This is a genomic window from Dialister sp. (assembly GCF_036343215.1).
Lineage (GTDB): Bacteria > Bacillota > Negativicutes > Veillonellales > Dialisteraceae > Dialister.
Genome location: NZ_JAZASU010000023.1, coordinates 1 through 20,724, shown reverse-complemented (window position 1 = coordinate 20,724; position 20,724 = coordinate 1). Strand labels below are relative to the sequence as shown.

The following is a 20,724-nucleotide window of genomic DNA, read 5'->3' as shown; positions in this document are numbered from 1 at the left end:
CCTGCTTGTAACCCACACTGTTTGATTCGATTTCCCCATAATTGATGCCCATGAGGGAACCGGAGCAGATGACATCATAGCGCCCATCCATTTTGAAGGCTTTCAGGCTGGTGGCCCCTTTGATGCATGCCTGGATTTCATCAAAGAAAATGAGGGTCTTATGGGGAATGAGACGGATTTCCGGATGGATGAAGGTCATATTTTTCAGAATGCGTTCCACTTCATAGCCATCATCAAAAATAGTCCTGTATTCTTTCTGCAGGATGAAATTGATTTCTATATAGGATTCATACTGAGTCTCTCCGAAATGACGGATGGCATCGGTCTTCCCGATCTGCCGAGCCCCTTTTACGATGAGGGGCAGGTGGTACGGATCCTCTTTCCAGCGGATCAGTTCTTCATCCATTTTTCGTTTCAGTCGTTCCATAATGCCCTCCCACATTTTTCCAGCACTTTTATATGTATTTTATCACAAAATTCCATATAATTTCGCAGTTAATTTACACATTTTTCCACATTTCCTATTTTCTCCACCACGATTTATAATAATTGTAGTCTGAAATAAGGAAATAAAACCTGGCCCATGGTCATCATGGCCAATGGGACCGGCACGAAGGCTTCCGCTTACGGGGAAGTATTCAATCATCTGGCCACCTGGGGTTTCATTTCCGTGGGCAATGAGGATGATAATTCCCGCACCGGCGCTTCTTCTGCGGCCACGCTTGATTATATGCTGAAGCTGAATGAGGATCCGGAAAGTATCTTTTATCATAAAATCGATAATGCACTTTTATATTCATTGCATGAGCTCCTGATTTTTTATATAATTAAGAAAAGAATTTATCCAAGTCACGACTATGATAATCACAACTTAGATAAATGGAAAGGAGTCACCCATGTTTATCGGACGTGAAAAAGAGCTGTCTGCCCTGGAGAAGCGGTATCAATCGGACCGGTTTGAATTCCCTGTCATCTATGGGCGCCGTCGAATCGGAAAAACCCAGCTCATTCAGGAATTTATCCGCGAAAAAAAAGCCATTTATTTCATGGCCACCGAGCAGAGTGAAAAGGAACAGCTGAAAAGTTTCTCATCTGCCATTCGGGAACAGTATCCTGATGCGCAGACAGAGATGCTTGACTCTTTCTCCGGTTTTGACAGTCTCTTCTCCTACATCACAAAGATTGCAAAGGATCAGCGAATCGTCCTCGCCATCGATGAATACCCCTATCTGGCAAAGGCAGTTCCTTCTATTTCCTCAATCCTTCAGAAATTCATCGACCAGGAATGGTCTCACACGAAGCTCTACCTCATCCTCTGCGGCTCTTCCATGAGTTTCATGGAACGGCAGGTCCTCCAATATGAAAGTCCACTCTATGGACGCCGTACGGCCCAGCTGAAGCTCCATCCCCTGCCCTTCTATGAAAGCATCCGTTTCTTCCCGGAATGGCAGGATGAGGAAAAACTCCTGGCTTATGGCATCGGCGGAGGCATTCCGCAATATCTCACCTATTTGTCCCGCTATCCTTCTCTTGAAGCAGCGGTGACGGAAGAATTTCTTGATCCCAGCGGGCATCTGCAGGAAGAACCGGAAAACCTGATGCTCCAGGAGCTTCGGGAACCGGCTCTATACAATTCCATTCTTTCCGCAATTGCCCATGGTGCCAGCCGTCAGAATGACATCGCCATGGCCGTGGGCCGGGAATCAGGAAAAATCACTTTTTATCTGAATAACCTCATCGATCTGGAACTCATCGAAAGAGTCCAGCCTGTCGAGACGAAGGGCACCCGCCGGACCATTTACCGCATACGGGATCCGCTCTACCTTTTCTGGTATCGTTTCATCCCCGATTCTTCTGCCCTCATTGCCATGGGCATGGGCCGGGCAGCCTGGAAAAAACGCATCCTTCCCTACCTTTCGGAATATTTCGATCCTGTATTTGAAGAAATATGCCTGCAGTACATCCGCCGTCTCATCATGACAGGAAATATGGATGAACTCTATACTGCTTACGGTCACTGGTGGGGCACGAATCCTGCCAGAAAAAGAGAAGAGGAAATCGATCTCGTCTGCACCAATGAGACCGACATCCTCTGTGGCGAATGCAAATGGCGTCATGAACCGGTGGGTATGGACATACTGGAGACGTTAAAAGAGAGAAGCCTCCTCATCTCCAAAGGCCGCAGGATTCACTATGCCCTCTTTTCCCGGGGCGGTTTTACGGAATCCCTCCAAAAGGAAGGAGCATCAGGAAATATCCTCCTCGTGGATACGGAAAAACTTCTTTCTATTCAATAAAAAAGGCAGCTGAAAAGTCAGTCTCCAATCAGGAGACTGACTTTTATTTCAGAATCCATTGTAGTACAGGAAATCCTCTTTGCTCAGGAGCCCTTCATGGCCCAGAAGGACTGCCCTGCAGTCGAGTTCGCGGACTTTCTCCAGAAGAGCATTCATTTTCTCCCTGTCCATGCGGCCCGTTTCGAAGGAGGAAAGAGAGGCATCGCCCAAAAATAAAACCTTGTCCTCCGGGACATAAATGAGGATGGAGTCCGGCGTATGGGGCGCTTCCGTGTGGAAAAGCTCTACCCTCACGCCTCCCAGGTCCAATGTAAGCCGGTCATGAAATTCGATCTCTCCTGTCCGGATGGTGGGAATGGGTACGTGAGGAAATTCTTCATCCACAAAAATATAGCTCTTCCGCAGCCTCTTTTCATAAGCCGGACTCTCCAGCCTCTTCCGTTCTTCCCGCAGCAGGTCATTCGTCCTTTCTTCCGCGATGACCAGACCGGAAACAGCCGGAAGGCCCAGGGTATGGTCCCAGTGCCAGTGAGTCAGGGCGGTGAAGTCCGGCCCCGGAAGATTGCCCGCTTTCAGTTCTTTATAAAAGCCCTCCACCTGCTCCGGTGAAAATCCGCCGTCGATGGCAAGGGAAAAATTCTCCCCCGCCACATAGCCCAGCATGGGCCGGTCCTTCTGATCATCCGGAGGCAGATACCAGGTATGTTCAGAAATCTGTTCCAGTCTCATCCATATCACCCCTTTTCTTTATTGTACAGAAATCCCCGAAATGACGCAAAAGGAATACAAAAATGGCGGTGCTTCCCATTTCTGCTGCGCCGCCACCTTCCCGACAGACCCGATACCCCCGAGACCCCCGATAACCCCGATTCAAAAGTTATCGGACCTATAGTTATCCTTTACAGAACCAGGCCTGTCAAGAAGAGATTATCTCACTTTGCCGTAAACCGGATTCCTTACATATAAATATAAAAATGGCGGCGCTTCCCATTTCTGCCGCGCCGCCACCTTCCCGACAACCCCGATACCCCCGAGACTCCCGAGATCCCCGATTCAAAAGTTTTTAATCTTACAGCTATCCTTACAAAGACAGTCCAATAAAGAAAAGATTACCTCACCTTCCCATACACCGGATATTTCGCATATTTCCCATAATCCTTAATTTTCTCCATTTCCTTCAGAGTCTTCATGTCTTCTTCGGAAATTTCATAGTCTACGGCGGCATTGGACTTCATATGGTCCGGATTGGCCGTTTTCGGAAGGGGAAGCGTCCCCAGCTGGAGGGTGTAACGGATGCAGAGCTGGGCCGCATTGACTCCGTAGCGCGCAGCCATTTCCAGAAGTTTCGGATGATTCATCATGACACCATGTCCCATGGGAGAGTAGGCTTCCACGAGCATTCCTTTTTCCTCGGAATGGCGGATGAGGTCAAAAGGCGTATTGGTCACATGAATGAGGAGCTGGTTTACCATGGGTTTGATTTCTGCCGTTTCCAAGAGGGAATCGATATCGCTTTCAAGGAAATTGGAAATACCGATGGCCCGGATTTTGCCGGCTTTGTAAGCCTCTTCCAGTGCCCGCCAGGCCTCCCTGTTTCCTTCGATGCAGCGGTCATCAGATTTGTTTACCATGGCCCAGGGCTGGGGACTGTGGATGATCATCAGATCGATATAGTCCAGGCCCAGGGTTTTCAGGGATCCGTCGATGGCTTCCATTGCTTTTTCATAGGATTTCGCTTCGGCCGCCAGTTTCGTGGTGACGAAGAGTTTTTCTCTCGGTACACCGCAGGTGCGGACACCTTCCCCCACTCCTTCTTCATTGCCATAGGCCTCTGCCGTATCAATATGACGATAGCCCATAGCCACAGCCGAACGGACCGCGTCACTCACCTTTTCATTCCGGATAAACCAGGTCCCCAGGCCCAGCTTTGGAATCTTTACCCCGTTGGATAGGGTATAATTCTCGTCTAAAATCATGGTATTTCTCCTTTCTGAAATCCTTTTCTATATTATATGTAAATATATATAGCCTGTCGAATACCTGATTTCCATCAGGTCAGTATGCCTGCAAGGCATACGAAAAGGGCGCCTCACGAATTCGGCACCCTTTTTATTGCTAACGGCTAGCCGTTTACTTTCAAACTTAGTTTTCCTCTCAAAGCAGTTCAATTAATTTTTTTACGTCCTCTTCCCTCGTCGCCCAGGAAGTAGCGATTCTCATGACCACATGGCCGCCCTTGAGATTTTCCCAGAAGCCCAGCTCCACGGATTTGGCCAGTTCTTCATTCTTTTCCTTTGTGAGGACGATGAAGATCTGGTTCGTCGTATTCCGGATGTACTGGGTATAACCTTTTTCGTCCAGGGCTTTCCTGATTTCATTGGCCTTTTCGATGGCATTCCGGCCCAGCTTTTCATAAAGGCCGTCAGACATGAGGGTCAGGAACTGGCTCCCCGCGCCCCAGCCTTTGGCAAAAAGGGCACCATTCTGCTTCACCATGGTGAAGAAATGGGGAATCGTATTTTTCTTTGGAAATACCACCGCTTCCCCGTAAAGAGCACCGCACTTGGTCCCTCCGATGTAGAAAGCATCGCAGAGTCTGGCGATATCTTTCAGAGTCACGTCATAGCCGTCGGAAGCCAGGGCATAGGCCAGGCGGGCACCGTCCATGTAAAGGGGCAGATGATATGTATGGCAGACAGCGGAAAGCTCTTCCAACTCCTTCAGGGAATACACCGTGCCGTATTCGGAAGGATTGGAAATATAGACGAGTCCCGGCATCACCATGTGTTCATGGTTTTCATCATTATAGTAATTTTCCACAAAGCGGCGGACCCCTTCGGCAGAAACCTTTGCGTTGACCCCCGGAATGGTAAGGACCTTATGTCCCCCATGTTCGATGGCTCCCGCTTCATGTAAAGCCACATGGCCGGTCTCTGCGGCAATGACTCCCTGGTAGGGACGGAGCCATGTATTGATGACCACTTCATTGGCCTGGGTGCCTCCCGAGAGGAAATAGACCTCCGCCTCCGGAGCATCGCAGAGCTCACGGATTTTATTTCCGGCTGCTTCGGAAATACGATCGAAACCATAACCTGTAAAAGATTCATGACCGAGGGCTGCCAGGTCTTTCAGGATTTCCGGGGTACAGGTCACGGTATAATCGGAAGTAAAGTTCAAACTTCTCATTTGATTTCTCCTTTGTATGGAATGGAATTTCCTATGGTCCTATCATACCGCCTCGCCTGACAGACCGCAAATGGGAGAAACAGATCCCGGCTTCACTACGGGATGCTGAAAAGCGGAAATCAATGGAAATCGCCTGGCCCCCAAGTTTAACGAAATTCTAATGAGACAAAATGGAATTTTTTCTACTATATGTATAGAAGGAAAACGAACGAGGCCTCGGGACGAGCTCCATCCGATCCGCCAGGCGCCCAAAAATTTAAAGCGGACCCGGAGCAAGACCCACGTGTTCCGATTGCCTTCCATCCTCGAGGACTTCCGAATCCCCCAAGTTGTTATAAAAAAGCAAATTCTCCCCTCCGAAATGATTCAGTAACGGCAACCTCGCTCCGTACCCGGTCACGGGAAGCATATCCCAATGCGGGAATTGCTGCTGCCGTATTGACAGGTAAGACCGAAACTCTGGAAAACGAACAATTCCTCGCTCCGGGAGTATTTTGCTGTCCAAAAGCCGTCCACTTGTATGTGGGCGGCTTTTGGTTTACATGCATATAAGTTCCCGGTTGCCAGTATCTCATCAGGGCCTTTGATTTCGACTTGGATGAGAGAGGCAATAATCCGCGGACCATTACGATATACCGGAAACCGGAATAAGGAGTCCGGGGCGGTGGCGCAGCGCAATTCATATAGCTGCGCCTTTTATATATTCTTCTACAGCCGGGACAAGACACTTACGAGGCTAAATGATGAACCAGTCACGAGACAAAAGACTCGATCGGAAAACAGGAAAGCTCCCCACGATTGGTGAACTGGTCCGAAGGGCCTGAGGGGGCGAAGGAATGGGACCGGCGGCCGGAGGCCGCCTGATGGTCAGCCTTCCCTGGATAGGGAAGGTGTCAGCGAAGCTGACGGATGGGATGACTCATGCTTGTTTGCTCATATGACTCTATCTTGATCGGCAATTAAGCATCAATCTTCCCCCCACCGCTGCGCGGAGCCCCCCTTTCAAGGGTGGCTTTCCCTTTCCGGCTTCGCCGCCTTTTTCTTGCTTACCGATAGCGTCATCTGCCCGGGGAAACTTTTGGCAGTCAGCCTCATATGTGCCTTGTGCCGAACCCTACGCATGTACCTTTTTAGTCATTTTCTATAAGTACCTGCTTGACATCCCCTCCCCGCACTTCGGGGAGCTCTTGCTTTCCGTTTTCCCCATTTATCCCAAGTATATTTTGGCAGTTATTCCCACACAAAAATCCCCCAGCCAAACCGACCGAGGGATTTCTATTTCCAATATATACTCTGCGCGCTATACAATTTCAAGCGCGCACCTTCACGGATCACGGACCACGGATCACGCTCCACGATTCCGCACAAATGGCTCAACCCATTCCCGTGACAAGTGAGGAAGCTTATTTTCTTCCCGGATACTGTTTCAGGCCTTCGCCAAGGATGCGGATGGCTTTTTCGATATCTCCGCAGTTAAGGACGTAAGCCAGGCGGGCTTCATCGATTCCTTTGCCCGGGGTGGAGTAGAATCCGTTGCCCGGAGCGATCATGACGGTTTCTCCGTTTACGTCGAAGTCTTTCAGCATCCAGATGGCAAATTTTTCTGCATCATCTACCGGCAGTTTGACCATGACGTAGAAGGCGCCTTTCGGGTCAGAGGAAATGACGCCGGGGAGTTTTGCCAGTTCGGAAGCGATGGTATCGCGGCGATGTCTGTATTCTTCATTGACTTCCTTGAGGTAGGAGGATGGAGTGTCATAGAGGGCAGCAGCTGCAGCCTGGACGACGTCGGCTACACAGAGACGGGCCTGACAGAATTTATTGAACTGGGCCAGGAGGTCTTTATTTTTCGTAATCAGGCAGCCGATACGGGCACCGCAGGCGCTGTACCGTTTGGATACGGAATCGATGAGGATAAGGTTTTCTTCCAGATCCTTATAGGTGCCGAAGGATACATATTTCCCGTCATAGACGAATTCGCGGTACACTTCATCGGAAATGAGGGCAAGGCCATGTTTCTTCACGACCTGGGCGATTCTGTCCATTTCTTCTTTTGTATACACTACGCCGGTGGGGTTGCCCGGGTTGGTGAGGATGATGGCACGGGTCTTATTGGTGACATAGGATTCGATGGTGGCGAGATCCGGCAGGCGATAGCCGTTTTCTGCGGAGGTCGGGATGCCTTTTGCTTTGGCGCCGGCAATCTTGGCGAAGGAATTGTAGTTGGCATAGAAGGGTTCGAATACCAGGATTTCATCGTCCGGATCGCAGAGGGAAAGGATGGCAATCTGCAGGGCTTCGCTGCCGCCATCGGTGATATAAATTTCTTTGTCACTGTAATCCATATCCCATTCTTTGTAGTATTTCTGAATCTGGGCAATCAGCTTCGGATCGCCCTGGGAAGGACCGTAAGCGATGACTTTCTTGTCATAGCCGCGGATGGCTTCCATGAACTGTGGCGGAGTCTCGATATCCGGCTGGCCGATATTCAGATGATAAACCTTCTTCCCTGCTTTGACAGCATCCTGGGCATAGGGTCCCAGCTTGCGAATCGGGGAAGTGGTGAGGCTTAAAGCGCGCTGTGAAATTTTCATATTTCTCTCTCCTGTCAATGAATAAGAAATAACGTCATAGGACAATTTCATTATATACCGATTTCAAAGGGTCTGCACTATAAAAATTTAAGAAATATGACCTGTCTGTACCTGATGATTTATTGGAAATATTTTTCTTCCTGCAGGAAATCCAGGATATTCTTCTGTCGGATACCATCCTCGTCCATGGAAAGGGTATCCATGGTGAGCACATATTCAGGATAATTGTCATTCACTTCTTTCAGCGGTTTCATTTCCCTTTCGCAGGATGCGGGATCCATGATGCTCGCCGCCACCTGATAGTAGGCCCGGTCTCCGTTTTTTTCTGCGATGAAATCTATTTCCATATCCTTCATTCGTCCCACATAAACCCGGCATCCCCGGCGGAGCAGTTCAAGAAAAACGATATTTCCCAGTACAGGGCCGATATCGCGCCCCCGATTCCCCAGAAGCAGCCAGGGTTCAAAGCCGGCTGCTTTTTTATTGTCATCAGACAGATTTCCAGCCGATATCTCGTTCAGGATTTGCTGACTGATTTCTTAAAGATTTTCAATTCCTCGTCAAAGTCCGGTTCGTATAAATGATAGAGGAGTTCTCCGGGAAAGCCGTCAGGCATATTGTAGGAATCAGAAGCATCCATTTGGGCCAGGAGGTACATGACTGCCGCCCGCCATTCCATAGTGTCGTTCATGATATTTTTCCCGATGACCACTTCTTTCATCCAGCTGTCATGCTTGCCTTTCCTCCCGGTCAGTTCTTTCTGGGTCAGGATCCGATAGCTGGTATGTCCCTTTTGCCGAAGGATTTCCAGGCTGCCTTTGAAATCGGTCATATGAATCTCCGGGATTTCATCTTCCCCGTCATCCTCCAGGGCATATTTGTACATTTCCCAGCAGTCCCTGATGGTGACTGCCCCGTTCACATAGGCACAGGCTTCAAAATAGGTATCCAGAAACCGCAGGGCCTTCAGGGTGACCTTGTTTTTCCTGGCCAGAGAACGGAGTGCCTTATCCGTCAGCGGCTCGGGATAAGTGAAATCATTCTGCCCCTTCCACTGCTTCAGCATTTCCTCCTGGAGGGCACGATCTTCTATTTCCTTCCGCCTTTCCTTTTCCTCCTCCAGCTCATCAGGGTCCAGGACCGTCAGGCGGTAGGTATCCCCTTTCCTCGTCAGCTTCAGGACGTCTTCATAACTTTCCAGAGGGGACAGACCTTTTTCGGCCCACCGGGGAAGGACATTGCTGAAAGCCACGGAGAGCTCTGCCAGATCGGTTTCCTGCTTTTGGGTAAGGGACACATGGAGCTCCTTTTTCAGGAAGGAAATAAAATCCCGGAGAGGCGACTTCACATTTTTCCCCACAGCCGCCTGGAGGCCATACCGGAAAGACTGCAGGGCCCTTTCCGCCGCACTTTCCCGGGCCAGCTTCTTCTCCAGACCCTTCGCCTGATTCGCGTCTCTTTTCACGCCATCGAGACCAAGCCACAAGCCCCGGAGCTTTTTATTTTCCGCATCACTGATCCAGGAAAAACTGTCCAGCCTCTCCCCGGCATGAGTTTCGGTGAACATGCCAACCCCTGGTTTCGAAAACTTTTCATCCACCTTAAGTCCGTTCACAAACGCAAGAAGAGCCTCCTCCTCCTTTGTCTGCGGATGATCCAGGAATGACATGAAACGATCTGAAATATGAGGAGGATCATCGAAATAGCCATGATGCATGAAAGGCAGGGCCAGCCGTTCCAGATATCCCTCCTGCCACATAATGTCTTCATGAATCAATACCGCAACCATCCAGCCTCCCTGGACGATATGGAAATCATCCAGTTCATTCCGGGTATAAATCCGAAACCGGAGAGAATCATCCCGCCGGAGGATTTCAAAAGTATCCCTGAAATCAGCCCGTATGACCTTCATTGGCATATCCCAAAGCTTGGCCGCCTTCTGATAAACAGCCCAGCATTCCCTCATCTCCATAGCGCCGTACAGATTAGCGCAAACCGTCAGGAACCGGCGGATGAAATCATACTTCTCCTCCGAAATTTCCTTCTCCTGCCGCATGGCCAAAAGCTCTGCCTCCGTCACCGGAGCAGGATACTCCGTGTGCTTGATCGTGTAATCTCCCATAATAAGCCCCTTTATTTAAACATATTTCTTATATTATATATCAGCCATCCCGCAGCGCTCCAGAAATTTCAGATACACGGTTATAGAAAAAGTTCTTAATGATCAAGTGCAGCCCGTATGTCTTATGGAAAACTCATTAAGATTTCCATACAAAAAAATCCCTCAAAGTTACCACACTTTGAGGGATAGATTCAGTTAGTTCAGATTAAATGTGACTGGAACTCTGGAGTTCACTGTGATGGCGGTCCCATTCTGTTTGGCCGGGACGAAACGCCAGCTGTAGACGGCATTGACTGCCGCACTGTCGAGGGCGGAGTTTCCTGAGGAGCCTTCTACCCAGGCTGAAGATACGGATCCATCTGTACTTATAGTCATGCCTACTACCGTAGTACCGGTAACTCCGGCTCTTCGAGCCGATTCCGGGTAGGAGGGTTCAGGGGCAGAGAGAAGCTGGGGTCCCATGGTTTCTCCTCCCCCGGATCCGTCTCCGGGGCCTTCCCCATCTCCATTTCCTGTGCCATGTCCGCTTCCATTTCCTCCTCCGGACCCTGAGCCTGTGCCCGGCCCATAGCCGCTTCCGGTCCCTGTTCCGATTCCGCTTCCGTGTCCTCCTCCGGACCCCGTGCCGCTTCCTATGCCTCTTCCTCCTTCACTGTCCGAATTTCCTTCTGAGGAAGAGTCGGGAGTCGATGCTTCGGGGATTGGTGTCTCTGAGGATTCTGCATTCGGCGGGGGAGCCATCTGATGGAGGTCATTTTCCGCTTCGGAGTCCGATTCTACGGGAACTGTGGGAGGGGGAGCCGTGGGAGTGGCCTGGGCTGTGTGGATTTCGGGAAGTTTGGAAGCCTGCATTTCTTCTTCACTTCCTCCACCGCCTCCTCCTCCCCCTCCTATGTCGGTGACCAGGTCTACTTCAATAATATTCTTATTGGGCACCTGGGGTGGAAAGAGGATGAAGAAGCCTGTGATGGCTCCGAGGACCAGGCCATGGCATATGACAGATAATCCAAAGGCGCTGGGCCAGTGATTTCTAAATTTATCCATGGAGCCTCCTCTTATTTCTGACCGGATTTGGATTCCGTGGCGATACCAATCTTGCTGATGCCTACGGATTTCAGCTGGTCAAGGACGAAGACAAAGTCTCCATGCTCGGATTTGCTGTCGGCCCGAAGGACGATGGCCAGATCCGGGTTCCTGTTCTTTTCTATTTCCATACGGCGATGGAAGTCATCTTTGGAAATTTTTTCCTGCTCCACGTAAATGGTGCCGTCAGAGGTGACGCTGATGGGAAGTGTTTTTTCCACGTTCAGCTTGGCCGAGGCGGTCTGGGGCAGGTTCAGGTTCACCGTTTTCTGGGTGACCATGGTGAGCATGCTCATCATGAAGAATACGAGGAGGAAGAAAATGATATCGATCATGGGGATGATCATGATTTTCGGTTTCTTCTCCACGTTCATAGAAGATAGTTTCATCAGTCTCTCGCCTCAACAATCGCCAAATAGACGGAACCCAGTTTTTCCATCTGGGAAACGAAGTTACTTACCTGCTGGGAGAGGTAGGTGTAAGCGATTAATGCGATGATTGCTACGAAAAGTCCGGTAGCCGTGCAGACTAAGGCTTCTGCCACACCGCCGGTGACGGCAAAGGGCTGGCCTTCAGAAACAGAAAGGACGTTGAAAGAACCGATCATACCGATGACAGTACCCAGAAGGCCCATGAGCGGGGAAAGGGTGACAATGACGTCGAGATAGTTCAGATAGTTTTTCAGAAGTCCTGCTGCCCGGGCTGCGGCGCCTTCGATGAGGGTGGTCTGGCTGACTTTCATATCCAGATGTTCCGCTCCTGCCAGAATGACTGACGCAGGAAGGCCCCCGTCTTTCTTCAGGGCTTCTTTCAATCCTTCGATGTCATTGTTTGCCAGATAGTCAGGAATTTCAGCAGCCAGCTTGTCCACGTTCGATTTCGAAGCGTGATAGTAACGGAATCTTTCGATGAAAACAGCGACTACAATAATTGATGCCAGAACGAGCGGGTACATCATAAACCCGCCGGCACGGAATAAATGCAGGAAATTCATATTGCCTCCTAAAAGATAAATCATGAAAAATGTTCAACAAATCCTATACTTGTCACTCTGTTCAAGAGTAGCATTTTTAGGACAGGTAGTCAAATAAAAACATGGAGTTTCATAATCCTTTCTTAATTTTAGCCGACTCAAATCGTCATATCATGGTCATTTTCTCATTTTTATCCAATATAAAACCCGGCAGATAGCACTGCCGGGACTTTCTTATTCCCATATGCCCGCTGCCTGCTAATGGCTAATGGCTAATGGCTAATGGCTAACGGCTAACGGCTTACGGCTAACGGCTAACGGCTAACCTACTCCTCTTCCATTTCTTTCTTATGATAGGGAGCGATGAAGAAATAGAAGGAAATGAGGGAAAGGAGTTCGCAGACAAGAATGATGATGCCCATGGGGAGGGCCGTGGTATCTCCTGCAATTCCCACGACCGGCATGAGGATACCGCCGAGGAACATATTGCAGAATCCGAGAAGGGCCGATCCGCCTCCGGCATTCTGACCGCATTTCGACAAGGCCAGGGACATGGAGGCAGCGCCCATGACGGATAGAGGTGTGACAGTGACAAAAATCGCCGCAATCAGGTACCAGGCCGGAAGGGATAAAATAATGCCGGTCAGGAGAAGGACGGCTCCCAATACAGGAACCATGAGGGAATATTTCAGCATCACCACTTCCCGGACCACATTGGCCAGTTTGGCGGGAATGGAACCCATAATGGCGATACCGATACCGATTCCGCCGAAGATGAAACTGTAAGTCTGGGCGGAGAGATGGTAAATATTCTGGAAAAGGAAGGCGGATCCGGCGATATAGGAGAAAAAGGCACCGAAGGTAAAGCACTGAAGCAGGCAGTGACCATCGAAATATTTATTTCCAAGAAGAGTGCCGAAGGCTTTGAATCCCTCAGAAAGGGACCCTACCCGCTTTTCCTTCGGAAGGGTTTCTTTGAAAACAAGGGTAGCCATGAACTGGAAAATACCGATCACCGTGAGCACATCGAAAACGGTATGCCAGGAGAAGAAGCGGAGAATCTGGGCTCCTGCCACAGGAGCCAAAATGGGGGCCAGACCATTCACCAGCATGAGAATAGCCAAAAATTGCATGAGTGCCGGTCCCGCGCAGACGTCCCTGGCAATGGCCCTGGCAATGACGATACCGAAAGCACCGGAGAATCCCATGAGGAAACGGAATCCCAGGAAAATATAAATATCTCCTACCACGGAGCAGGCAAAAGCAGAAAGGGCAAAGAAAACCATACCCGCCAGAAGGGGGAGCTTTCTGCCGTACCGGTCACTCACCGGTCCCCCCATGACCTGTCCCAGGGCCATACCGATCATGGTCATGGTCAAAGTCATCTGGGTCATGGAAGTGGAAATACCGAAATCCTTCGCCAGCTCCGGCAGCGACGGAAGATACATATCCGTCGAAAGCGGCGCCATAGCCGTCATGATGCCCAGAAAAACAATCAGAAATACATACACTTTCCTGCTCATTCATTCCTCCTGAAAAAATCGCCCGGCTTCTGCGGACGATTTCAATAATTATTTACAAAGTCCCGGCTCATGGATAGAATCCCGGCCCCTCTGTGAATTTATTTACCCTTGGTAATATTTGATGCACTGATTTATGTTAAACGATTTTTGATCATTTGTCAAATAAAAATTGGGCTGGAGTCAATTCCCTTGATTTTATACCTGTCAAACGAATATAGGACTTGAAAATATATGATTTATCCTATATTGTAATTATGAGCAAAAGGAGGAAATAAGAAATAAGTTTCAAGTTGAGTTCTATCCGGATGAATCAGGGAAAAAGCCGGTGAAAGATTTCCTTCTATCTCTTGACGTGAAAATGCGCGCCAAACTGGTCACCATCATCGGGCTGCTCGAAGATAATGGATATGAACTTCGAGAACCCTATTTCAAATACCTGTCCGAAGGAATTTTTGATTGCGGGCAAAACAGAGTTCAAATATTACCAGAGTGCTATATTTCTTTTTCATTGGAAGACGGATTGTACTGACAAATGGCTTTGTCAAAAAGACACAAAAGACACCGCCGGAAGAAATTGAAAGAGCCAAACGCTGCAGAGCCGACTATCTTCGGAGGAAGGAGCATAAAGATGAACAGTGAATTTGATGATTTCCTGCAGGATCAGCTGAAAGATTCTGAATTCAGGAAAGAATATGAGGCTGTACAGCCTAAGCGGGCCATCATTCAGGCCATTATTGACGCCAGGCATCAATCCGGCCTGACGCAGAAAGAATTGTCCGAAAAGACCGGAATTACCCAGGGGGATATCAGCAAACTGGAAAAGGGAAATGCAAATCCCTCTATAAAAACACTGCAGCGTCTGGCTGCCGGAATGGGTATGACACTGCATATTGAATTTCAGCCCATCGGGATAATCGATAAAAAGACCGCCAATGAATAAAAAACGGAAATGATAATTCATCATTTCCGTTTTTTATTTTTAAACGTCAAAAAATCTTACTTCCGTGCCATGGTCTTTGAGAATCTGAATGAGATCTTCCACTTTCATGGCCACCGTGGCACTGTTGTCATTGGGATGAATGCCTATGATGGCGGGCGGTTCCAGGTATTTCCTGTCCAGATAGAAAATGATTTTTCTTTCTTCGTCATTCAGAAGTCCCAGGGGCGTCACGGCTCCCGGGATGAGGCCCAGCATATGGTCCATTTCCTCCTGCGTGGCAAAGGAAAGGCGGCGGGTCCCCTCTTTTGCCCTGAATTTCTTCAGGTCCACCGGCACATCCCCTTTCACAGTCAGGAGGAAATACTGTTTCTTCCCGCTGTCCCGAAGGAAAAGATTCTTTCCCTCCGCCTCGGGGTAAGCCAGTCCCACATGGGTGAGCTCCTCCATGGTGAAAACAGGTCCGTGCTCCGTAACTACATGCCAGATCTGATGGTCATCGAGAAATTTATAGATGTCTGCCTTATTCATGGTATCATCCCTTTCCGTTTTCCCCTATCATATCATGTATTCCGGAGATATGTGAGACCATTTATATCATCCGGCCGCCTTCTGCTGACGCGCCCCACCGGCACTTTCCACTTACCACATGTCACTCTTTCCCAATCAATATCCAAAGGAAAGTGTTATAATATATTCGGAAATAACATATTCATGGGGGCGTAGCTCAGCTGGGAGAGTGTCTGCCTCGCATGCAGAAGGTCGAGGGTTCGAATCCCTTCGTCTCCACCATGAGCGGGCATTTTAATGTCCGCTTTTTCACGATTTGAAAGGAGCAGCCATGAACGCGAAAGATGCCATTTCTTACCTTCGTCATACGGTGCAGCCTTCTCTGGGCTGTACGGAGCCGGCCTGTGCGGCTCTCTGCTGCGGGGCTACCTCGGAAACAGGGATTGGCGAAATCAAATCCCTGAAACTGGTGGTCAACCCGGGGCTCTATAAAAATGCCATGTCCGTGGCCATTCCGGGATTCGATGAGGTAGGTATGGCCTATGCCGCTGCTCTGGGCGCTCTTTTGAAACGGACAGATAAGGAGCTTCAGATTTTTGAGGATCTGACTCCGGAAATAGCAAAGGCTGCGAAGAAGCTGGTGGCTGATAAAAAAATTACGGTAACCGTGGACTATGATCAAAAAGGTCTCTATGCCCGTTGTGAAATAGAAGGTTCTTCGGGCAGGGCAGCCGCAGAAATACGAGGCTCCCACACGAATATCGTCAGAATCATCAAAGATGGCCAGATTATTTTTGAAAAAGGGATAATTGCTGCCGCCAAAGGCGATCCTTTTGAGGAAGAATTGAAGAAATCTACTATTGAAGATATAGTATCTGCAGTAGAAGATATGAAATTCTCCGATATTTCCTTCCTGCTGGAGGGCATTCCCCCTAATGAGGCCACGGCGGCTTATGGGAAAGATCATCCCGGACCCGTCGGTATTGCGTCCACCCTCTATGACAGCCTTGGAAATTCGCTGATGGAGCGGATGATGAAAAAAGTGGGCACTTCCATCGAAGCCCGTCTGGGCGGGGCTCTCTGCACCGTCATGTCCAGTGCAGGCTCGGGAAGTAAGGGGCTGGCCGTCATTCTTCCCATTTCCGAAGCAGCCGGGGATATGCATGCATCGGATGAAAAACTGGCCAGAGCCCTGGCCCTGGGCCATCTGGTCAACAGTTATATCAATCTGATCATCGGCAAACTCTCCGCTTTCTGCACCTGTGCGGCGGGGGCATCTGTGGGAGCTTCCTGCGGACTCACCTATCTCTGGGGAGGAAGCGCAAAAGAAATAGGCTATGCCATCAACAATATGACAGGAGCCGTAGCCGGCATGATCTGTGATGGAGGAAAGACGGGCTGCGGACTTAAACTCACCCAGGCCACCTCATCCGCCTATCTTTCTGCCCGCATGGCCGTATCCGGTCATACCCTGCGGCCCACCGACGGCATCTGCGATCAGACCCCGGAAGCCTGCATAGCCCACCTGGCATCCCTTGCCAATAAAGGCATGAAAGACGCAGATAAGGAAATACTCGATATCATGCTGAATAAAAAGCTGGAATGACAGGATTTCATGTGTACCATCTGTCCTGAGCAGCGGAATATATTTCTACTCAGGATAGATTCAGCATCATAAAGTAAAAGAACCGCTATCAATGCCATTCACCATCCGGAAATCCTGGAGGGACTCTTTGATGGGGAAATAAAGCCGGAAAAAGTGATTTGTTGTTAGCCGTTAGCAGTTAGCCATTAGCTATTACTTTTCCTATTACCCATGATCAATTCCCTGCCGCGTCTTATGAAAGCGCGGCTTTTTATGTGAACAGATTCCACTAACTGCCAACGGCTATCTGCTAACTGCTGTGCCCCCTTTACCAATCAGTATTTCTAAATTATACTTATACCAAAAGGAGGCCTTAGAATGGCATTTACACTCGTCTGCCATGCCTGCGGGCAGAAGCTGACTTTATTTGATATCGACGTAAAAAAGAGGAAAGGCACCATCCGCTGCAATCATTGCGGGGCCCATATTTCTTATGATCTGGACAAGAGAAATATCCAGCAGTCCGGCTTCTGGGCCACGGAGGAACCGGTCTTTGATACCCGGGCGAAGAATCGCATGATGCAGCAGATTCAGCGGGAGGAAAAGCGGAAGGCCCTCATGGAGGGCAAGGAACAGCCTCCCGTGCTGCAGATGGAAACGAATGCGTCTCTCGCCCACGATTTCGATAACAATCCTTTCAGCGCCAAGGCGGGCTTTGCGAAATTTGACCTGAAAACGGGACAGATTATTTCTGATACCCCCACTGTCAAAGGGCCCGAACCGCCGAAAGTCCGTCAGGCGCAAAAGGGTGAAATCACTTTCAAAACCGTGGACCGGAGCCATCAGAAGAGGACCATCCATGCCACGGGAAATGCCCTTCCGAGTATGAAAAAGGAAGTGCCAAAGGCAGAAGGAAAGACCTTTACTCCGCCGCCAAGAATCGTCACCCGCTCGGCCCATAGAAATATGCAGCTCGTCCGCCAGGCACAAATCGCTGCCAGGCCAAAGGCGCCTGTCCAGATTTCAAAGCCGAAATCTCTCTGGCAGCGCATCAAATCATTCTTCACGTTTATAAAACATTCCTGAGAGGAGGATTCCCATGCATCATTTCGCACCGCTCATTCTTGCCATACTGATTCCCGTCCTGTTCCTTGGAGGCTGCGGATCGAAAGCTTCCGATGCTTATCATAAAATCACCCCCGAAGCTGGAAAAGAAATGATTGCCAAAGGGGTTCCCTTAATTGACGTGCGGGAACCTTCCGAATACAAAAAAGGCCACATCCCCGGAGCTAAAAATATTCCCCTGGGCAATGTGGTGGAAGGAGTCTCCAAGGCCTATCCCGACAAAAAAGCACCCCTCATCGTTTACTGCCGTTCCGGAGCCAGAAGCAAAACCGCAGCATTCAAGCTGACTGACAAAGGTTATGAAGACGTCAGGGATATGGGAGGGATTCTGGACTGGCCCTATGAAATCGAAAAGTAAATAAACTGTATGACCCTATCATTCGACTGACTGTCTTTTGAAGTTATCAGTTATCAGTTCGCAGTTCTTAGTGAATGTGGGCACCTTGAAATCATAGAGGTGCCCTTTTTTATATTCAGAGTAAAAAAAGAGGCGCCCTATTTATTTCAAGGGCGCCACCAACACTGATAACTTTTTACTTACAGTCTTCCGGAAATCATGGATTCAAGTTTTCCCATCATTCAGTTTTTCCATAGAGAAACCATTTCCATTGCCGCTTCATAGGGATTTTCTGCCCCGGCTACGGCACTGATGCAGAAGAAGCCTTCCACCCCTGTCTTTTTAAGGTCCGGCAGGTCTTTTGATTTGACTCCTCCCCCTACAACGATGGGGACCGGGCTTACTCTGTGGAGCTCAGAGAGTTCATCAAAAGTCCTGGTAATCCGTGTGCCGTCAGCGAGAAGTCCGCTTTCCGGTTTCGATGCCGTTTCATGAAGGGGACCGGCGCCAAAGTAGTCGATATACTTTGTATCATAGTGAGCGGCATACTCAATGAGCTCTGAAGTGGGTGCGGAAAGGCCCACGATGGCATCGGGCCCCAGAAGTTTCCGGCAGATTTCAGGAGGAATATCACTCTGACCCACATGGACGCCGTCCACTTTGATTCCCATATCCCGGCAGGCCAAAGCCACATCCAGACGGTCATCGACCAAAAGGACAATGGAATCGGATTTCCCCATTTCTTTAATGACTTCGGCGGCCTTCCGGCATTCTTCAATGAGTTCTCTGGCCGAAGCCACTTTGGAGCGGATCTGAACGCAGGTAAAACCGGCCCGGACTGCCTCTCTGACGATATCCTTCACCGGGCGGCCCAGGGTATTTTCGGGTCCCACCACAAGGTAGCAGGAAATATCGAGCGCTTTTCTCATATTCATGATTTGCCACCTTTTTCCAGCTGTTCATTCAGCCTGTCCAGTTTGCCGTCCATCATGTCCGTAAATCCGGGACGAATGTCCGCTTTCAATACCACTTCGGTCCGGATTCCCCGTTCTGCCAGGACCATGGTCGCTTTTTTGACAACTCCCATCACTTCATCCCAGTCCCCTTCGATTTCGGTGAACATGGAATTCGTACGGGAGGAAAGTCCCGATTCCCGGATAACTTTGACCACTTCTGCCACATAGGGGGAAAGTTCTTCTCCCGTTCCGCAGGGAGCAATAGCCACCGCAATTAATGTATTCATTTTCACTCCTCCACCATTTCCATCGGATTTCCTGCCACGTCCTCTGCAGAAATCGTATACATTTCATCAAGGAAATATTTCTCAAAGGTACCGGGCCCTTTTGCTTTTTCTGCCGCCCGCTTTCCTGCAGCATTGTACATATTGACTGCAGTCAAAGCGCCGATCAAAGGCTTCGAAACCGCTGCATAAACGGCTGTGACTCCACCAAGAGAACACCCGGAACCGGTGACTTTCGTGAAAAGGACACTTCCCCCGAAAGAACGAATGACCCGATTTCCATCAGTGACGATATCTTTTTCTCCCGAAACTGCCACGGCCCCATGAATGAAGGATGCCAGGGATTTGGCTGCCGGAATGGCTGAATCCACGGTATCCACGGAATCCACGCCCCGGCCTCCTTCTTTCTTTATGCCCGCATCGAGGCCCCAGAGGTTCGCAAGGCCTATGATTTCAGACGCATTCCCGCGGACAATGGTGGGCGGCGTTTCCCGGAATTCTTTCAGAAGGACAGTCCGAAGACCGCCAAGGCCGATTCCCACGGGATCCAGCACCCAGGGTTTATGATGAGCCTGCAGGGCCCTTGCCGTGCGGGGGAGCGTTTCCGCATAAATGGGAAGAAGAGTCCCCATATTGATATAAAAAGCCTGGCAGATGGCCCCGATTCCCTCTCCTTCATCGGGAAGGTAGATCATGGCTGCCGAACCGCCTGAAGCCAGCTGGGCATTGGCTACCAGATTGATGGTTACCGTATTCGTAATAGAAGGCACCAGAGGACAGGTTTTCCTTGCCTTTTCCACGGCCTCCTTCACTTCACTCCGTATTTCCTTTAAATCCATAGTATCCTTTCCTTGCAGGAAATAAAAAACCGCTGCATGCAGCGGTACTCGGTCCTTTCATCCTTTTGCGGACATTTTTGCTCCCTACGAGAGTCTTGGCTCCATCAGGTTCAAAGGGTTTAGACCAGGTCATTCTCAACTGTAAAAGTTCCCCTGCAAATTCTATCTATAGGATAGCAGGATAAAGATTGAGTTGCAAGGAAATTACAGGGAAAAAAATAAAATAAAAAGTTTAATAAAATTCTAATGATACAAATCGCGTTTTTTGCTACTATACCTGTGGAAAACCGAAAAGGCCAAAGCAGAACCGCCCAAGTCCATCAATACCCGGGATGATGGAAAAGCGGGGATGCTTACATGTAAAAGGTTTTCT

At 49.4% G+C, this 20,724-nt stretch carries 22 protein-coding genes, 1 tRNA gene and 1 riboswitch; of the genes, 8 read left to right on the top strand and 15 right to left on the bottom strand.

Going from position 1 to position 20,724, the window contains the following annotated elements; translation table 11 throughout:
* Window positions 1-427 (bottom strand): ATP-binding protein (locus VZT47_RS05555; RefSeq protein ID WP_330223982.1); only part of this gene is annotated, 427 nt, incomplete at its 3' end.
* 156 nt (window positions 428-583) lie between these two features.
* Between VZT47_RS05555 and VZT47_RS05550 the strand changes: the two genes are divergently transcribed.
* Together VZT47_RS05550 and VZT47_RS05545 are read left to right on the top strand one after the other, a co-directional pair.
* Window positions 584-913: a hypothetical protein gene (locus VZT47_RS05550; protein ID WP_330223981.1), complete on the top strand. Its 330-nt coding sequence runs from the start codon at window positions 584-586 to the stop codon at window positions 911-913.
* Window positions 897-2,297, top strand: coding sequence for an ATP-binding protein (locus VZT47_RS05545; RefSeq protein ID WP_330223980.1), 1,401 nt, complete (start codon window positions 897-899; stop codon window positions 2,295-2,297). The genes VZT47_RS05550 and VZT47_RS05545 overlap by 17 nt, the downstream gene beginning before the upstream one ends.
* A gap of 48 nt (window positions 2,298-2,345) precedes the next feature.
* Here VZT47_RS05545 and VZT47_RS05540 read toward each other — a convergent pair whose 3' ends face one another.
* The 10 genes from VZT47_RS05540 to VZT47_RS05495 all read right to left on the bottom strand — a co-directional run bounded on the left by VZT47_RS05540 (window position 2,346) and on the right by VZT47_RS05495 (window position 13,778).
* Entirely contained in the window at window positions 2,346-3,026 is a 681-nt protein-coding gene (locus VZT47_RS05540) for an MBL fold metallo-hydrolase (RefSeq protein ID WP_330223979.1), read from the bottom strand.
* Window positions 3,027-3,406: 380 nt separating this feature from the next.
* A complete protein-coding gene (locus VZT47_RS05535; protein WP_330223978.1) occupies window positions 3,407-4,273 on the bottom strand; it encodes an aldo/keto reductase in 867 nt (288 codons plus the stop codon).
* A 178-nt stretch (window positions 4,274-4,451) separates the two neighbouring features.
* Window positions 4,452-5,483 carry a threonine aldolase family protein gene (locus VZT47_RS05530; protein ID WP_330223977.1) on the bottom strand — a complete coding sequence of 344 codons (1,032 nt, stop codon included), beginning with the start codon at window positions 5,481-5,483 and terminating at the stop codon, window positions 4,452-4,454.
* 1,403 nt (window positions 5,484-6,886) lie between these two features.
* Entirely contained in the window at window positions 6,887-8,077 is a 1,191-nt protein-coding gene (locus VZT47_RS05525) for a pyridoxal phosphate-dependent aminotransferase (protein WP_330223976.1), read from the bottom strand.
* A 119-nt stretch (window positions 8,078-8,196) separates the two neighbouring features.
* A complete protein-coding gene (locus tag VZT47_RS05520; RefSeq protein WP_330223975.1) occupies window positions 8,197-8,433 on the bottom strand; it encodes a hypothetical protein in 237 nt (78 codons plus the stop codon).
* 161 nt (window positions 8,434-8,594) lie between these two features.
* On the bottom strand, window positions 8,595-10,199 hold the full coding sequence (locus VZT47_RS05515) for a hypothetical protein (protein WP_330223974.1): 1,605 nt from the start codon (window positions 10,197-10,199) through the stop codon (window positions 8,595-8,597).
* 195 nt (window positions 10,200-10,394) lie between these two features.
* Window positions 10,395-11,243, bottom strand: a complete 849-nt coding sequence (locus VZT47_RS05510) for an energy transducer TonB (protein WP_330223973.1) — start codon at window positions 11,241-11,243, stop codon at window positions 10,395-10,397.
* 11 nt (window positions 11,244-11,254) lie between these two features.
* Window positions 11,255-11,671 (bottom strand): ExbD/TolR family protein, encoded by a 417-nt coding sequence (locus VZT47_RS05505; RefSeq protein ID WP_330223972.1) that lies wholly within the window; start codon window positions 11,669-11,671, stop codon window positions 11,255-11,257.
* Window positions 11,671-12,276, bottom strand: coding sequence for a MotA/TolQ/ExbB proton channel family protein (locus tag VZT47_RS05500; protein WP_330223971.1), 606 nt, complete (start codon window positions 12,274-12,276; stop codon window positions 11,671-11,673). The genes VZT47_RS05505 and VZT47_RS05500 overlap by 1 nt, the downstream gene beginning before the upstream one ends.
* 305 nt (window positions 12,277-12,581) lie before the next feature.
* Window positions 12,582-13,778, bottom strand: a complete 1,197-nt coding sequence (locus VZT47_RS05495) for a multidrug effflux MFS transporter (protein ID WP_330223970.1) — start codon at window positions 13,776-13,778, stop codon at window positions 12,582-12,584.
* Between the two features lie 489 nt (window positions 13,779-14,267).
* Here VZT47_RS05495 and VZT47_RS05490 point away from each other — a divergent pair, with 489 nt between their 5' ends.
* Both VZT47_RS05490 and VZT47_RS05485 read left to right on the top strand, forming a co-directional pair.
* Window positions 14,268-14,417 (top strand): type II toxin-antitoxin system RelE/ParE family toxin, encoded by a 150-nt coding sequence (locus tag VZT47_RS05490; protein ID WP_330223983.1) that lies wholly within the window; start codon window positions 14,268-14,270, stop codon window positions 14,415-14,417.
* The gene (locus tag VZT47_RS05485) at window positions 14,407-14,718 is read left to right on the top strand and encodes a helix-turn-helix domain-containing protein (protein ID WP_330223969.1); all 312 of its coding nucleotides are present in this window, start codon (window positions 14,407-14,409) and stop codon (window positions 14,716-14,718) included. The genes VZT47_RS05490 and VZT47_RS05485 overlap by 11 nt, the downstream gene beginning before the upstream one ends.
* Window positions 14,719-14,757: 39 nt before the next feature.
* Here VZT47_RS05485 and VZT47_RS05480 read toward each other — a convergent pair whose 3' ends face one another.
* Window positions 14,758-15,246 (bottom strand): prolyl-tRNA synthetase associated domain-containing protein, encoded by a 489-nt coding sequence (locus VZT47_RS05480; protein WP_330223968.1) that lies wholly within the window; start codon window positions 15,244-15,246, stop codon window positions 14,758-14,760.
* A 185-nt stretch (window positions 15,247-15,431) separates the two neighbouring features.
* Here VZT47_RS05480 and VZT47_RS05475 point away from each other — a divergent pair.
* The 4 genes from VZT47_RS05475 to VZT47_RS05460 all read left to right on the top strand — a co-directional run bounded on the left by VZT47_RS05475 (window position 15,432) and on the right by VZT47_RS05460 (window position 18,293).
* Window positions 15,432-15,507 (top strand) — tRNA-Ala (locus VZT47_RS05475).
* A gap of 49 nt (window positions 15,508-15,556) precedes the next feature.
* The gene (locus VZT47_RS05470) at window positions 15,557-16,831 is read left to right on the top strand and encodes an L-cysteine desulfidase family protein (protein ID WP_330223967.1); all 1,275 of its coding nucleotides are present in this window, start codon (window positions 15,557-15,559) and stop codon (window positions 16,829-16,831) included.
* Window positions 16,832-17,188: 357 nt separating this feature from the next.
* Window positions 17,189-17,896: a hypothetical protein gene (locus VZT47_RS05465; RefSeq protein ID WP_330223966.1), complete on the top strand. Its 708-nt coding sequence runs from the start codon at window positions 17,189-17,191 to the stop codon at window positions 17,894-17,896.
* A gap of 13 nt (window positions 17,897-17,909) precedes the next feature.
* Window positions 17,910-18,293, top strand: coding sequence for a rhodanese-like domain-containing protein (locus VZT47_RS05460; RefSeq protein WP_296956812.1), 384 nt, complete (start codon window positions 17,910-17,912; stop codon window positions 18,291-18,293).
* A 221-nt stretch (window positions 18,294-18,514) separates the two neighbouring features.
* Here VZT47_RS05460 and VZT47_RS05455 read toward each other — a convergent pair whose 3' ends face one another.
* From VZT47_RS05455 to VZT47_RS05445, 3 genes are read right to left on the bottom strand one after another with little or no spacing between them, the layout of a single operon-like run.
* Window positions 18,515-19,207, bottom strand: a complete 693-nt coding sequence (locus VZT47_RS05455; RefSeq protein WP_330223965.1) for a thiamine phosphate synthase — start codon at window positions 19,205-19,207, stop codon at window positions 18,515-18,517.
* On the bottom strand, window positions 19,204-19,515 hold the full coding sequence (locus tag VZT47_RS05450; RefSeq protein ID WP_330223964.1) for an MTH1187 family thiamine-binding protein: 312 nt from the start codon (window positions 19,513-19,515) through the stop codon (window positions 19,204-19,206). Before VZT47_RS05450 ends, VZT47_RS05455 begins: the two co-directional genes overlap by 4 nt.
* A 2-nt stretch (window positions 19,516-19,517) precedes the next feature.
* A complete protein-coding gene (locus VZT47_RS05445; RefSeq protein WP_330223963.1) occupies window positions 19,518-20,351 on the bottom strand; it encodes a hydroxyethylthiazole kinase in 834 nt (277 codons plus the stop codon).
* Window positions 20,352-20,415: 64 nt separating this feature from the next.
* A riboswitch (TPP riboswitch) is annotated at window positions 20,416-20,516 on the bottom strand.
* Between the last annotated feature and the right edge of the window lie 208 nt (window positions 20,517-20,724).

Excerpts from the sequence above, each read along its gene's own strand:
- VZT47_RS05550 (WP_330223981.1), top strand. The coding sequence starts at position 584 with ATGGTCATCATGGCCAATGGGACCGGCACGAAGGCTTCCGCTTACGGG.
- VZT47_RS05545 (WP_330223980.1), top strand. The coding sequence starts at position 897 with ATGTTTATCGGACGTGAAAAAGAGCTGTCTGCCCTGGAGAAGCGGTAT.
- VZT47_RS05540 (WP_330223979.1), bottom strand. The coding sequence starts at position 3,026 with ATGAGACTGGAACAGATTTCTGAACATACCTGGTATCTGCCTCCGGAT.
- VZT47_RS05535 (WP_330223978.1), bottom strand. The coding sequence starts at position 4,273 with ATGATTTTAGACGAGAATTATACCCTATCCAACGGGGTAAAGATTCCA.
- VZT47_RS05530 (WP_330223977.1), bottom strand. The coding sequence starts at position 5,483 with ATGAGAAGTTTGAACTTTACTTCCGATTATACCGTGACCTGTACCCCG.
- VZT47_RS05525 (WP_330223976.1), bottom strand. The coding sequence starts at position 8,077 with ATGAAAATTTCACAGCGCGCTTTAAGCCTCACCACTTCCCCGATTCGC.
- VZT47_RS05520 (WP_330223975.1), bottom strand. The coding sequence starts at position 8,433 with ATGAAGGATATGGAAATAGATTTCATCGCAGAAAAAAACGGAGACCGG.
- VZT47_RS05515 (WP_330223974.1), bottom strand. The coding sequence starts at position 10,199 with ATGGGAGATTACACGATCAAGCACACGGAGTATCCTGCTCCGGTGACG.
- VZT47_RS05510 (WP_330223973.1), bottom strand. The coding sequence starts at position 11,243 with ATGGATAAATTTAGAAATCACTGGCCCAGCGCCTTTGGATTATCTGTC.
- VZT47_RS05505 (WP_330223972.1), bottom strand. The coding sequence starts at position 11,671 with ATGAAACTATCTTCTATGAACGTGGAGAAGAAACCGAAAATCATGATC.
- VZT47_RS05500 (WP_330223971.1), bottom strand. The coding sequence starts at position 12,276 with ATGAATTTCCTGCATTTATTCCGTGCCGGCGGGTTTATGATGTACCCG.
- VZT47_RS05495 (WP_330223970.1), bottom strand. The coding sequence starts at position 13,778 with ATGAGCAGGAAAGTGTATGTATTTCTGATTGTTTTTCTGGGCATCATG.
- VZT47_RS05485 (WP_330223969.1), top strand. The coding sequence starts at position 14,407 with ATGAACAGTGAATTTGATGATTTCCTGCAGGATCAGCTGAAAGATTCT.
- VZT47_RS05480 (WP_330223968.1), bottom strand. The coding sequence starts at position 15,246 with ATGAATAAGGCAGACATCTATAAATTTCTCGATGACCATCAGATCTGG.
- VZT47_RS05470 (WP_330223967.1), top strand. The coding sequence starts at position 15,557 with ATGAACGCGAAAGATGCCATTTCTTACCTTCGTCATACGGTGCAGCCT.
- VZT47_RS05465 (WP_330223966.1), top strand. The coding sequence starts at position 17,189 with ATGGCATTTACACTCGTCTGCCATGCCTGCGGGCAGAAGCTGACTTTA.
- VZT47_RS05460 (WP_296956812.1), top strand. The coding sequence starts at position 17,910 with ATGCATCATTTCGCACCGCTCATTCTTGCCATACTGATTCCCGTCCTG.
- VZT47_RS05455 (WP_330223965.1), bottom strand. The coding sequence starts at position 19,207 with ATGAATATGAGAAAAGCGCTCGATATTTCCTGCTACCTTGTGGTGGGA.
- VZT47_RS05450 (WP_330223964.1), bottom strand. The coding sequence starts at position 19,515 with ATGAATACATTAATTGCGGTGGCTATTGCTCCCTGCGGAACGGGAGAA.
- VZT47_RS05445 (WP_330223963.1), bottom strand. The coding sequence starts at position 20,351 with ATGGATTTAAAGGAAATACGGAGTGAAGTGAAGGAGGCCGTGGAAAAG.